Consider the following 13405-nt stretch of genomic DNA (forward strand, 5'->3'; position numbering starts at 1 on the left):
CTGTCGTCCAACTGCAGCCCTATGCACCCGACCTCAACCCGGTCGACGGCATCTCGTCCGTCCTGCGGCACGCACCACCGTGGCCAGTCGTGCCTTGCCGACTCCGATGACTTGATCACTGCCGTCCGATGCGGCCTCCGTCAGCTCCAGTACCGCCACGACGTCCTCGCCAACCACCGCACCGGCACCGGCACCGGCCTCCGACGCCAGCCACCATGACGGCATCACGCATTCAAGGTCGAGCAGCCAGGGCGGGCTCCGATAGTTCGCTGGGCGAACTTGTCGACGGCGGCGATAACCATGGCGGGGCGAGGCGGTAGAGCAGGCACAGTCGGCGCTCCTCCGGCTCCTCGGAGACCTCCGGCGGGCCAGGGCCCAGCGGGTCGTCGATCGGCAGGAAGACGGCCGCCCGGTCGTCGGGGAACGCGGCCGCTCGATCCTTGAAGTACCGCCGGACCTGTCGCTTCGACTGCGGCGCACGTCCGTGGTGCGATGGAAGTGGGGGCGGAAGGAGAGCGACCATGCCCGCAGCGACCCGAACGAGTGTCACCGCCTCGGTGTCGGTCCGCCCGCTGGTTGAGCCGGACCTGGATCGGGCCGACGAGATCTTCAGGGTTGCCTTCGGGACCTTCCTCGGGGTCCCTGAGCCGGAGAAATTCTTCGGGACCGCCGACTATGTCCGCACCCGCTGGGCGGCAGATCCACACGCGGCCTTCGCAGCGACCGTCGAGGGCGAGGTCGTCGGATCCAACTTTGCCGGCAACTGGGGCAGCGTCGGGTTCTTCGGCCCGCTGACCGTACGTCCGGATCTGTGGGACCAGGGCATCGGCAGGCGCCTCATGGAACCGGTCATGGCCTGCTTCGACACCTGGGAGAACCGCCACCTCGGCCTGTTCACCTTCTCGCACAGTCCAAAACACCTTGAGCTCTACCGCCGGTACGGTTTCTGGCCCCGATTCCTTACCGCCATTATGAAGAAACAGGTTGCCGTCAGTGTCGCAGTCCCCGGCCGAGTGCTGTACAGCGAGCTCACCGCCGCTGAGCGGCCCGACGCACTGACTCTTAGTCGCGCACTGACGGGGGCCGTGTACGCGGGCCTGAGCTTGGAGCGCGAGATCGTGGCCACTCAGGCGCAGCGGATTGGTGACACCATCCTCCTCGAGGGCGCCGACTCCGACTCCGGCCTCGACGGTCTGGCTGTCTGCCACTGCGGAGCGGGGTCGGAGGCCGGTGAGGACGTGTGCTTCGTCAAATTCGGCGCCGTACGCCCTGGCCCGGACGCCGCGGACCGGTTCGAACGACTGCTGAATGCGTGCGAGCAGCTGGCCACCGAGAAGGGGCTGGGGCAACTGGACGCCGGAATCAGCCTGGCCCGCCAGGATGCCTACCGGCGCATGGTCGACCGCGGTTTCCGTACCTGGCTGCAAGGCGTGACCATGCACAAGCCCAACGAACCTGGCTACAGCCACCCGGACGCCTATGTGATCGACGACTGGCGCTGAGTCCACCGCCATACTCGGCTTCGGGGAAGACCCGATGCCGTCAGGAGACCACTGACACCAGGACTTCACGCTGGACGACCTGCCGCTGACCACCCGTCACCGTTCCTACTGACCACGTCGGGACACCGCAGGGATCACGAGACGTCAGCGCCTACGACACCACGCTTTGAAGGTCGGTAAGGGTGCGGTCCGCAGGTTGGCTGGAACCCGGGCTCCGCTGCCCAAACCCCTGGTTCCGCGACCGTTCCTAGTTGCCCGTCCCCTGAACAAGATCTTCGAATCCCGAGCCCGAGCAGTAGATGACCGCCCGCGCCTCAGCGTCCGCGTTGCGGTCTATGACCGCCTTTTCGGTGTCATCGAAGATGTGGCTGGAGGCATGGTCAAGGTTCTCCCGATCGAGGACCTGGGCCGCATCAATTGCCTCGGATCCAGCTTCTTCGGCCCGGTCATACTCCGGCCATTCGATCTTTTGCCAATCGCTCGCGTCGACACCGCCCGCGCTCGACACCATGGTGTCTCTGGCGCTCTGCCAGGCCGCTAGCTTGACGCAGTAGTCCCGCTGCCAGGCCGAAGCCTGTGCTGGGTCGTATGAGGAGCAACCGGTCACCAGCGTTGACGCGGCGAGGACGGGAATCGCCGCGGCCATCCTCCGGAGCGCCTTCCTGCGACCGATGCTGCCCCACCACATGAAGCGACTCCTCCCCAGATCAACGGCTGATAGTAGAACACCGAAGGAACGCAGCGTCGCCGATCCGTCTTGCCGCGCCTGCCGCCTGAGATCACGTTCCTGGTGATCGGCAGTCTGGTCCGTGACGAGTGACTGACGGGAAGCCAAGGCTCACGACCTTCGTGCGCCGGTTCACCTGGGCGTCAAGCTGACTGAGTCTGCCCTTCGCGTCGGCGAGGCTGATCTGCAGTTCCTCGACCTCGCCCAGTCAGCCTTCCCGTGCGGCCTCGTCGATCTGGGCTGTCGGCGTACGCGCCTATGTGTCTCTGGCAAGATTTTCGTAGCCGAAGATCGTCTTTAGTCAGCAGTCTCAGCATGGCCTGGTAGAGCTACGGCACGACAGAGACTGTGCCGACACCAGCCTCACAAGGGAGCGGGCCAGCCGTGACGGAACTCAGAGTCACTTACGACAAGACTGCGAACGCAGCGTACGTCTACCTCACCGATCCGCAGGTTCGCACCAAGTCCTCGCGTATGTACCCCTGCGAGCCGGTGGAGGTCGGCGGCATGATCAACCTTGACTTCGACGAACAAGGACGTCTCATCGGCATCGAGGTACTGGATGCCAGTTCCAAGCTGCCCGAGTATCTGCTCGAGTCATCTGAGCGTCTGGACGCCGACGGTGCATGAAGCGGTTGAGTAGCCCCTCGCCTCGCGCTGTATCTGGTTGGAGTCGCCTCAGTGTGCATGGCGGCGCCGTAGGCGAGCCATCAGTACGACTCGGTGGCGGAGGTGCATTACGGCCAGGAGGGCCCAGGGGGCTGGGTATGGCTCTCCGTGTCCTACCCGATCCCCTTCGGGGACTTGGCCGGCAGGGCGCCGGAGGCTGCCGTGCCATGCGCCCGCGGTCCTGGGACGTCCTTGTCCTGACGTGCGTGGCGCGGGATTGGTTTGTCGGGGTCGGCGGATGTCGTCTCAGACAAGGGGGAGCATAAAGATCATCAGGTTCTTCCAGCCGCGACGGGGCGGTCCGCAGTCCTTCTGCCCTGGGTTTTGGCGTTCGCGCCAGTGGGCGAGGGATTTTCGGCTGGCGATGCAGCGGGGGTGGTCGGCTCCGAGTATCCGAGTCATGTCCTGTACTACGTCGGTCAATGCGGCCACGGCTCGGGCAGGGTCTCCGGCTTCGCCTTGCCACTCGGCGAGGGTTTCCCGGGTGATGAGGGTGGAGGGGTGCTCGGGGCCCAGTACCTGGACCATGTCGCTCACGCCACCGGGCAAGGTTGTTTCGGGTGCTGAGGGTGTGCGGGTGGTCGGGTCCAGGATCCGGGTTCGGTCTTTGAGGAGTTCGGTGAATGCGGCGGCGGCGCCGGGGGCGTCACCGGCTTCTCCCCGCCACCGGGCAACGTTGCTCCGGGTGTCGAGGGTGTGGGGGTGGTGGGCGCCGAGAACTCGGGTTCGGTCGTTGAGGAGTTCAGCGAAAGCGGCGGCCGCGCGGGCCACATCACCTGCCTGCCCCCACGAGTAGGCGAGATTGTGCCGGGTGCCGAGAGTGTCCGGGTGATCGGAGCCCAGCACATGCACCATGTCCTTCAGTAACTCGGAGAAGAGTGCCGCCGCCCTGACGGCGTCTCCGCACTGTCCTGTCCAGCGGGCGAGGCCGTAGCGGGCGGTGAGGGTGTCGGGGTGATCGGGGCCAAGGCGCTCGGTTGTGGCGGTGACGAGTCGGCGGTGGTAGTCGCGGGCGGCGGCGACCTGGCCGCCCTTGCCGAGGCTGCGTCCAGCGCGATAGAGGACTGGATGTGCGCGTGGTCGATAGAGGGTGTCCTCGGCGCAGGAAGCCAGGGCAGCCGTGTTGTCGCGTAGGAGCCCCGCCAGTGAGGTATCGCGTTCCACATAGGGCCAGGCGGCTGCCAGGGCATCCGCGGCCGCACGGGCGGCGTCATCGCATCGGGCGCCGCTGAGCGCGTCGCGCACGGCCCGTTGGACGAGTCGGTGAACGCGCACTGCGGTCTGCGGTGTGGCGGGGTGGTGCTGGATGAGGCTGAGCCGACGCAGGGCGCTCAGCGCCAGCCCTACGTCTCGCTCCGATACCTGTGCCGGTTCCGCCGTGGCGCCCGCCGGGCCAGGTGAGGCGGTGTGGCTGGTGCGGTGGTGGGCCAGGTAGGTGCGGGCGGGCACGCTTTCCAGGACGGTATCGGGGATGCCGTTGGGGTCCAGGAACGCGGCGAGTTGGAGGAGGGGGCGGGCCAGGCCGGGCGGGCGGAGCCGGTCGGCGTGGTCGATCGACAGGGACCAGGTGACGGCCACGGTGAGGTGTTGTCCGTCGGGCAGGGTGTCGGGTGCGGCGTCGCGCAGGGTGGTGGTGCGGTCAGCGAGCAGCCGCCGGTACTCGCCCGCCCGGGTCCCGGTATCCGTGAGGTAGGCAGCGGCCTGGGACAGGGCCAGCGGCAGGTGCCCCAGATCCTGTGCGAGCGCGGCCAGTTCAACGGCCGACTCCGCGTGGGGGAGAGCGTGGGTGAGGTAGGCGAGGGACTCCTTGGAGGTGTAGAGACCGACGGGGATGTGGTGGCGACCGGTGGTCAGAGCGGCCTCCTGGCGGCGGGTGGTGACCAGGACCCGCCCTGTGGGACTTGCGGGCGGCCAGCGCCCGTCCAGGTCCGCCGGATCGCTCACGTCGTCCAGCACCACCAGCCACCGGCACGGACTCTGCCCGGCCTTGGGCTCAAGCCACGCCAGGAACGCGAGGGCGGCCCGCACCCGATCGCTGGGGACGGTGCCGATGAGGTCGGTGGCCGCAGCCGCGTAGCCGTCCACGATGCTCTCGCTGCTGCTGGCAGTGATCCACACCAGTACGTCCAGGCCCCCGGCCCGCCACAGGGTGCGGGCGTAGCGGGCGGCAAGCTGGGTCTTGCCCACCCCGCCCAGGCCCACCATCACGCCCACCGGGGCGGTCTGGGTGATCACGGCGGAACCACCGCCGGTCAGTGCCGAGGCCAGCCGGGCGCTCTCGGCACGGTCCTGGAAGCACGCCGCCTGCGCGGGAATCGTGCCGACCTGATGAGGCCACGAGACCGGATTGCGCGGTGCGCCAAAGTGGTTGTGCTGAACGCCTTCGCCCAGCACCGGGGCGTGGAAGCTGCCTTCACGGAAATCGATCAAGTCGCCGCGCACGGTGCCCGCGTCGTCTGCCGGGGGTTCCACGTGTCGTCCACCCCCTGCCTCTCCTTCCGGCCGAGCCGCTCTCCAGAGCCTAACTGTCCATGACGGCCAAGTCCCTTGTGTGCTAGAGCCGTTACCCGCAACTCTGCTCACCCCCGGATGCTGCAACAGCGGCCTTCGCACCGCCCGCCACCGCCCAGCGTGCCCGGCGGGGCGAGCCGTCCGTACTGAAGCGGGCCTCCTGCACCGGCCAGGTCGGCTAAGAGTGCCCTCTGACGCGCACTTTGCCCAGTGTCTTCCTGATCGCCGCCCACAGACAGCTTCGGCTCGCCCGGCTGCTCGCTGTCGACCTGCGGCGGCCAGGGAGCAGGCGATCAAGCCGGACAGACACGTCCGGGTCGAGTCATGCAGGTTATCGATCAGTCTTCAGGTGCGGGTGGTGGGTGAAGGCGCTGAGGTAGGCGGCCGGGGTCATGTCGATGTGGCGGCTCAGGTGCTGGCGGAGGGACCCGCCGGTGCCGAGTCCGCTGTGGCTGGCCACATGATCGACGGTGAGGTCGGTGGTCTCCAGCAGCTCGCGGGCCCGCAACAGACGCTGACGACCGTTCGGGAGCTGGGCCGTTCCCAGCCGGACACCCTCATCCATGGGGACCTCCATGCCTGGAACATCCTGCGAGCAGCAGCACCAGGTCGTCGTCGGCGTACGCACGCAAGGCTGGCCACGACACGACCGGCGCTGAGCCGTCGGCTTCGGCGTGCGCGGCCGACACCAGGCGGCACAGCCGCGCCCACCCCGCCGCGTTCTGCGCGAGCAAGATGATCCGCAACGGCGGCTCCAGCACGTGCGCGCCGCCGCGTACTGGCGTACGGGATCGTGCGGTGGCCGGGTCCGGTGGGATGAGGGGACGACGTCGAGGCCGATGACGGGTCGGATTCCAGCCCTGCGGCGGCTGCGGCGAAGCGGTCCGGTGACATGCGGCGAGAGGGCCTGCCCGCTCAAGCGGATCACTGTGTGCCCGCTCTCCCAAGGCGGCCCCGACTGATCCAGGACCGTGAGAGCGTCGGTGAGCGGTGAGGCAGGCAGGCCACAGGCCACACTGGTTCTGCTGAGAAGTGGCGCTGGCGGTGGGATTTGAGGTGCGTATGCAGGCTGGGGATCTTCTTGTGGGGCGCTATCAGCTGGACGGGCGAATCGGCCGCGGGGGGATGGGCGAGGTGTGGCGGGGTCACGACCTCTCGCTGAATCGGCCGGTCGCCGTCAAGGTCCTTCTGGGCGCGGAGGTGAATGAGGAGATCGTGACCCGATTCCGCCGAGAGGCGTGGATCGGGGCGCGGCTGCAGCATCCGGGGATCACCATCGTGCACGACATCGGGCACCATGACGGTCTCCTCTTCATCGTCATGGAATTACTTGACGGCGAGGACCTCGCCCAGACTCTGGGCCGGTCTCCGGGCGGACTGCCCGTGAATGAGGTTCTTGGGCTGGCCGTACAGGCCGTGGAAGCGCTCGCGGCCGCGCACGAAGGGGGCGTCGTGCACCGGGATCTGAAGCCCGGGAACCTCTTCGTGTTGTCCACCGGCAGGCTGAAAATCTGCGACTTCGGGATCGCGCGACCGGAGGACGCGACGGCCGGTCTGACGCAGACCGGCCGCGTGTTCGGCACGCCGGCCTATATGGCGCCGGAGCAATGGCGGGGTGAGCAGGTCGACGCGCGGTCTGATCTCTACTCGCTGGGTTGTGTGGTGTACGCGCTGCTGACCGGGACGCCGCCGTTCGAGGCTGACGGCGCCCTCTATGCGCTGGCGAGGCAGCACTTGGAGGATCCCCCGCCGCGACTCCCCGACGCAGTGGCCGGCGCGGCGCCCGACCTGGACGTGCTGCTGGGGCGACTGCTGGCCAAGGACCCCGCCGACCGGCCGGATTCGGCGCGCTCGGTGGCGGCGGCGCTTACTGCGCTGCGCCCGGCCGGGGACGACAGGCCTCAACTCGTGCCTGCTCTCACCGATCCTGGATCGCTGTCGGTCGTCGCAGCAGCCCTGCTTCGCGAGGCTGCCGAGGCCGCTTATATGGGGTCGCTCGGCGGGATACTCGGGGACACGAGCCTCTTGGCGGCTCGTTTCGACGCGACGCTGGCTCGAGAACTGATGAGTCTCGCGGAACAGTTGTCCTGGAAGGACGCCCAGGGTGACCGAGCTCGGCTCGCCGAGAGCCTGGCAGGCATTGCCACACAGGTAGCCCCTGTTGCCCCGAAGCGGGCGTTACGGCTTCTCAGCGAAGCCCAGCAGGTGCTCTTCTCCGTGCAGCCCCGCGAGGGAGCCACAGCTGCCCTCGGCGCCATCGCGGTGGCCCTGGCATCCCTTCTGCGAGAGCGGGCGTTCGAGCTGGTACGACGCAACCCCGGCCTGCCCGCCTCCGTCGCGGACGAGGTTCTTGTGAGTGCGGTGGCCGCGGCGAAGAACGAACCTTGGGAGGCGGAAGACTGGCTGAACGAGATCCAGGGTGAGCGCGCCCGCTTCACGGCCCTGTCGAGGCTGGCGGCAGGCGTCGCTGAACGTGACCTGGCCGCCGCCTTCCAGGTCGTCGAACGGCTCCCGCCCGGACGCGAGCAAGCCGACGCGCTGAGCGGGGTGGCGGACGCTCGCCTTCGCGTTGGTGACGTGGCAGGGACGAACGAGGCTCTCAGCCGGGCCAAGCCGAATGTGAAGTTTCATGCACAGGAAGCGGCGGACGAGTGCCGCGCCCAGGCAACCGTCGCGGACGCGGCCGGATACGACCAACTCGCCCAGTTTCATCGGAGGCAGGCCGACGCAATCCTCGAAGCGGTCCGGGAGGATCCTTTCCGCGGGCACTTCATCCTGCCGTTCACATCCTCAGGCGCGCTGGCGTATGTGCGCGCCGACCTTGAGGTGGCCACCGGAACACGGGACCCCGATCCACTGCCCACCACGACCGCCATTCAGCAAGGCGCCAGGGCCGCGCGTGCCATGAAGTCCCCGCAGGAGCGGGCCGAGGCCCTGAGGAAACTTGCCGGCGACTGCCTAGGCCCTTGGACCGGGTGGACGGCCGATCTGGACCAACCTGGGACATCCGCCTGGCCGTCGGACGCCGCACCGACTGTCAGCCCGGCGCCGAGCGGCTACGGACAACACGCGGCGGTCGCCCCAGGGGCCACCTTGTGGGGAGATGACCTGTCGGAGTCCGCCGACAGACTCTTCTCGGTCGGTGACGGCGTGGGCTGGTCCTGCGGCGAGCGCGTCGGCGTGATCGACGCCGGGACGGGCGCCGCGTTGTGGACCGCCGACGGTGACGCCGGTGTCACCGACCGTCCTGTCACCGACCCCCACCGCGTCGGGGTTCTTGGCACGACCCAGGGGCTGTACATCATGATTCAGCCAACGGCCGGTGGCATCGGCCGACTTGTGGCCCGCCGGCCGTCGGACGGACGTGTGCGTTGGTCGCACGCCGTGCGCGATTGCGTGCCCGATTCGGATACGCCGACGCTGATCCATGTCGGCGATCTCCTGATATACGCAGACGGCAGTTCGGTGACGGCCGTCGACGTGGCGTCGGGAGCCGAGCGCTGGAGTACGTACATTCCGCACAGTCCGCGCCTCAGCGGCGCGGTGGCGCCCGGCTGCCTCGTCGTCGCCCACACCGACGGTTTCCTCGGCCTGCACCCGCCCACGGGCCGGGTGCGCTGGTCCCGGCACCCGGGGGCCCGCCCGGTGCCGATGGGATTCACTGCGGGCGATCCTCCAGGAGTGGTCCACCTCCGCGACGGCGGACTCCTGCACGCGCTCGACACAGCGACCGGGACCACCCTGTGGTCCCGGCGGGTCGGCGAGTACGCCACTACCCCCCTCGCCACAGACGGTCTCGTCATCACGGGTACGTACGACCCGGCCCATGGGGGAGAAGTGGTGACCGCCATCAGGGAACACTCGGGCGACGTCGCGTGGCAAAGAGTGATCACCCGCCGTGCACAGACCGAGGCTGAGGCTGCCTGCGGGCTCCAACTGATCGGTACTCGTTCCGGCCTGCTGTATGCGAAATCGGCATACCCGAGCCGACGCCGTCTGCGCGGAACCACCCGGCTCCCGAGTATCACCGCATTGGACGTTGCCCGAGGCAAACCCCGCTGGCGCTGGGAGCATCCGGGCCTCGACATGCGCCCGGCATTGCTCCACGGAGCCTCCCTTGTTGTGCAGATCCCCTACCCCGCAGCCGTGGCACTACCACACCCGTGACGACCCCAGCCATCGCGCGATCATGCGGCACGCACGGCAATACGCCGGTACCCCAGAGCCTGCCACAGCACACGCACCAACGGACGCAAGGGACCACCTAGCAAGGAACTGAGCGCCCGAGTTGGCGAGCGGTGACAACTGGGCTGCTCAGTCACAGTTGGTTGGCCATGTGCAGGAGGCTCTTGCCCCAAGCCAGGCCAACTCCAGATGCGACTGGCCCACAAGCGCCGAGCAGAGTGGCCAACTGCGATTTGAGTACGGTCCGCGACGAGGAGTCGCCGGACCTCCCGACTCAGCTGACCGCCCGGTCTGTCAGGTGTCGTACTCGCCGCTCCACGGAGCCGAGAAGCCCAAGCGATCGGGATACAGCTCCGCCCAGTCGTCCTCGCCGTTCTGGTCCTCGCTTCCGTAGTAGGCCTCGACCTCGCCCAGCAGGGTGGCCAGGAGTTCTAGTGTCCTGAGTCGTTAGTTCACTTGCGGTTGTAGGGTGGGGCGGTGCCTGGTCCGAAGCTGTTGCCGCTGGAGCTGTCCGATCACGAACGCCGGGTGCTGCGGGGCTGGTTGCGCAAGCAGACCGCCTCGCAGGCGCTGGTGCTGCGGTCGAGGATCGTGCTGGCCTGCGCGGAGGGCCGGCCGAACGCTCAGGTAGCGGACGACCTGGGTGTCTCGCGGGAGACGGTGCGCAAGTGGCGCTCGAGGTTCGCCGCGGACCGGCTGGAGGGCCTGGTGGACCGGCCGCGTTCGGGGGCACCGCGGAGGATCACGGACGAGCAGGTCGAAGCCCTGGTCGCCAGGACCATCTGCATTCTTGGTGCGTTGAAAGGCGGTGGGTACGGCGAGAGGCTGGGTCTGCCTGGCTGAACCTCGGCATGCGCCCCGACTTCGTCGACCTGACACGGCTGCAGATCTACGAGATCAAACCCTTCACCTCGCTGGCGCTCGCTGTCGCCGAGATGCGCGACTACATCACTTTGATGGAAGGCATCCTCAAGCAGTCCGTCTTCAGGCCGGGCAGCCGGTACAACCCGGGAGCAACCGGCGTGGAGCCGTTCACCCACAAGGGCAACAGCGGCGTACTCATCTGGGGGTGCCCCGTGCCGGGAGCCATCCTCTACCAGTTCCTGCCCAAGGAAGAAGAACCGAACGCTGAGCAGGAGCGGGCGAAGCTGCACGCACCCGGCTCCCAGTACGCGGCAAGCGTCGCCGCCGCTGCCGGGGTGGCCATCCCGGTGGTCATCGTGGGCGCGGGGGCCATGGCCGCCTTCGGGGGGTACGAGGCGCTGATGGGGATGCTGGGCTCCGCGGTGCGCAGCGCCGGGCAGGTCCTGCCCCCGTCGCGGGCGGCGTCGCGGTCCTGGAGGCCGGCGGGTGTCACCGTGATCATCATGGGCAGGCCGAGCGTGTCGACCGTGATACGTCGTTCGGCGCGTCATCTCCTGCGTTTCGGCGGGAGGGAGGAGGCGCCGGTTGAGTTCGCTGATTGAGGAGTTGTGTTGGAGTGAAGCAGCGGTCCGCGAGGAGGCGGATGAGCTGCGCCGGGGGATCGCGGAGTTGAACGAGTGTCTTGTCCCGGCCGGGGGCTTGGAGTTCGCCGCTGATACGGCTGGCCCCGACCCCCGTGGTCGCCCTCAGCCGTGCGGTCGCGGTGGCGGAGACTGCGCTGCGCCTGGTCGAGGCCCTGGACATGGACGGCTACGCGTCTTTTGCCGCCTGCGCCGGCCTGCCCCGGCGCCTCAGCCGCACGACGGAGGCGGCGGAGGCGTGCGACAAGGCGCCGGAACACTCTGACAATGCCGCCGAGCGGGGGGACCTGCACCGTGGCCGCGATGTCCTGTGCCGGCCTCGCCGGCGGTGTCTTGCGGCTCGTCAGGGCTTGCGGCCGATGAAGGCGAGCAGGCGGGTCTGGACGTCGGCGCTCTGCGGCACCTCGACCCGTGGACCGTACTGCCCGCTCGCACGGAGAACGTCGTCGAGCGGCAGCATCCCGTCGAGCAACTGGGCGCACTTGGCGGGATCGAGGTGTTCGTCCTGGCCGGTGGCCCGCGCCAGGTCCCAGGTGTGCATGAAGACATCGGCGGTGTAGAACCGGTCGACCGCTTGGTCCAGTGGGAGCTCTCCGATGTGCGGGTTCGACAGCAGCTTGTGGGCGGTGGCCGGGTCATCGAGGAGGGCCTGCACCCCGTCACTGTGGATGGCCCAGGCAGCCACCGGGTCGCCGTCCACCGAGGGTCCTTTCGGGAGTTCGACTCCGGCGCCCGCCTTGAGGAAGTCGGGAAACCACTCGACGAGGTGACGGACGACGTCCCGGGCCACCCACCCCTCGCACGGCGCCGGGTTGTCCCATGCCTCTGGGTCCGTGCCGCGTACGCGGTCGGTGAACAGGCGTGCCACGGCGCGGTGTTCATCGGCTGCTGTTCTCGCCATGATCAAGATCCCGTCTCGGTGCGTCGGTCGGCGCTGTCGCTCTGTTGGCCGCCGAGCAGCTCGTCAAGCCGCTCGTAGCCTTCGCGGACGCCGTATTCCATACCGCTCTTGAGCATCGAATCGCGGGCTTCGATGGAGTCCATGAGCGACTTGCTGGTGACCCGGGTGCGACCACCGAGGTTCTCGAACACGGCCGTCTCCAGGCTGACACCGTCCGGAGAGCCCTCATAGGTAAAGGTCTGCACGATGCGCGCGTCGGGACGCACCTCGTGGAACACGCCGTGGAAGCCGTACTCGGTTCCGTCGTCGTCGCGATGCACATAGCGATAGGAGCCACCGCTGCGCGCGTCGTACCGGTCGATTCGCATCGTGAGCCGACGCGGGCCGAGCCACTGGACGACCAGATCCGGGTCGGTGTACGCCCGGAACACGCGCTCCGGCGGAGCGTCGAACTCCCGGATGATCAGGATGGTGGGCAGATCCGGGTCGGCCACAATCCGCGTCTCGTTGCGGTGGGGCGTGCTGGTGGTGCTCATGATGCCGCCTTCTTCCTCGCCGGGGTGCCCGTCGTCGGCTGCTCACCCATCTGTTCCAGGAGCGCATCGAGACGGCGGAAACGGTCCTCCGCCTCGCCCCGATAACGCTCGATCCACTTCGTCATCAGGTCGAAGACCTCTGCCTCAAGGTGGCAGGGCCGCCGCTGGGCGTCTCTGCTGCGACTGACCAGGCCGGCGTCTTCCAGGACCTTGATGTGCTTGGACACGGCCTGCACCGTGACGTCGTAGGGCTCGGCCAGTTCGTTGACCGTGGCATCCCCGGCGGCGAGCCGGGCCACGATGTCGCGCCGCGTGGGGTCGCCGAGCGCGGAGAACACCAGCGACAGCGGATCGTCGACCACCTCACACCCTCCATGTTCAACCGATTGGTTAAATACTCTACGGCCGGGGCTCCCGCTAGTCAACCGATCGGTTGAATAACTGCGTCTGCGGTACGGCTTTTGCCGGGGGACGTCTCTCGGTTGCGGACCGGCAATGCGCCTCGCGCGGTGGCCATCTGGCGCAGCCTTGACGTCGGGGCATCGTGGGCAGTCGGAGCGGTGAACATCGCGGCTGGTCGTCGCCGCGGCGCCCGCTCGTACTCCTTGGCCTTGCGTGATCGCAGGACGGATGTCATGCGGCTGCGCGAGGGCCTTGGGCGGCTCTGCCCCTCGAAAGGATGGTTTTGCTGTAGGGGCCTGGGCTTGGCGCGTTGCCGGGGGATGTTGCTTGGTGTCGGCATGTGGGCCGCACTGTCGATGAACGAACATACGGCCGCCCCCGGCGCTTGAGTGGGGACCGGTCATAAGAGCTGGGCACGGCCGGTCTCGGTCATCGCGGCGGCCCCGTGACTGCTGCACCGGCAGTGC

General features: G+C 68.2%; 11 protein-coding genes. 5 read left to right on the forward strand and 6 right to left on the reverse strand.

Features of this window, described 5'->3' with window-relative positions; all coding sequences use genetic code 11:
• Window positions 1-521 precede the first annotated feature (521 nt).
• A complete protein-coding gene (locus tag STRCI_RS42285) occupies window positions 522-1502 on the forward strand; it encodes a GNAT family N-acetyltransferase (RefSeq protein WP_269664303.1) in 981 nt (326 codons plus the stop codon).
• 247 nt (window positions 1503-1749) lie between these two features.
• On the opposite strand, the gene STRCI_RS42290 is transcribed toward STRCI_RS42285, so the two are convergent.
• Complete coding sequence (locus STRCI_RS42290) at window positions 1750-2148, reverse strand: hypothetical protein (protein WP_269664304.1); 399 nt, start codon at window positions 2146-2148, stop codon at window positions 1750-1752.
• A 465-nt stretch (window positions 2149-2613) separates the two neighbouring features.
• On the opposite strand from STRCI_RS42290, the gene STRCI_RS42295 reads away from it, so the two are divergent.
• On the forward strand, window positions 2614-2859 hold the full coding sequence (locus STRCI_RS42295) for a DUF2283 domain-containing protein (RefSeq protein WP_269664305.1): 246 nt from the start codon (window positions 2614-2616) through the stop codon (window positions 2857-2859).
• A gap of 285 nt (window positions 2860-3144) precedes the next feature.
• Here the strand turns inward: STRCI_RS42295 and STRCI_RS42300 are convergent, their stop codons facing one another.
• Window positions 3145-5370: a tetratricopeptide repeat protein gene (locus tag STRCI_RS42300; RefSeq protein WP_269664306.1), complete on the reverse strand. Its 2226-nt coding sequence runs from the start codon at window positions 5368-5370 to the stop codon at window positions 3145-3147.
• Between the two features lie 370 nt (window positions 5371-5740).
• Window positions 5741-5974, reverse strand: coding sequence for a hypothetical protein (locus tag STRCI_RS42305; RefSeq protein WP_269664307.1), 234 nt, complete (start codon window positions 5972-5974; stop codon window positions 5741-5743).
• A 467-nt stretch (window positions 5975-6441) separates the two neighbouring features.
• Between STRCI_RS42305 and STRCI_RS42315 the strand changes: the two genes are divergently transcribed.
• The 3 genes from STRCI_RS42315 (at window position 6442) to STRCI_RS42325 (ending at window position 11060) form a co-directional block, all read left to right on the forward strand.
• Entirely contained in the window at window positions 6442-9576 is a 3135-nt protein-coding gene (locus STRCI_RS42315) for a protein kinase domain-containing protein (protein ID WP_269664308.1), read from the forward strand.
• A 495-nt stretch (window positions 9577-10071) separates the two neighbouring features.
• Window positions 10072-10437, forward strand: coding sequence for a helix-turn-helix domain-containing protein (locus STRCI_RS42320; protein ID WP_269664309.1), 366 nt, complete (start codon window positions 10072-10074; stop codon window positions 10435-10437).
• An 8-nt stretch (window positions 10438-10445) separates the two neighbouring features.
• Window positions 10446-11060, forward strand: coding sequence for a hypothetical protein (locus STRCI_RS42325; RefSeq protein ID WP_269664310.1), 615 nt, complete (start codon window positions 10446-10448; stop codon window positions 11058-11060).
• A 382-nt stretch (window positions 11061-11442) separates the two neighbouring features.
• Here the strand turns inward: STRCI_RS42325 and STRCI_RS42330 are convergent, their stop codons facing one another.
• From STRCI_RS42330 to STRCI_RS42340, 3 genes are read right to left on the reverse strand one after another with little or no spacing between them, the layout of a single operon-like run.
• On the reverse strand, window positions 11443-12000 hold the full coding sequence (locus STRCI_RS42330) for a TIGR03086 family metal-binding protein (protein ID WP_269664311.1): 558 nt from the start codon (window positions 11998-12000) through the stop codon (window positions 11443-11445).
• A gap of 2 nt (window positions 12001-12002) precedes the next feature.
• A complete protein-coding gene (locus STRCI_RS42335) occupies window positions 12003-12536 on the reverse strand; it encodes an SRPBCC family protein (protein ID WP_269664312.1) in 534 nt (177 codons plus the stop codon).
• On the reverse strand, window positions 12533-12898 hold the full coding sequence (locus STRCI_RS42340) for an ArsR/SmtB family transcription factor (protein WP_269664313.1): 366 nt from the start codon (window positions 12896-12898) through the stop codon (window positions 12533-12535). Before STRCI_RS42340 ends, STRCI_RS42335 begins: the two co-directional genes overlap by 4 nt.
• Between the last annotated feature and the right edge of the window lie 507 nt (window positions 12899-13405).

This window comes from Streptomyces cinnabarinus (genome assembly GCF_027270315.1).
Classification (GTDB): Bacteria; Actinomycetota; Actinomycetes; order Streptomycetales; family Streptomycetaceae; genus Streptomyces; species Streptomyces cinnabarinus.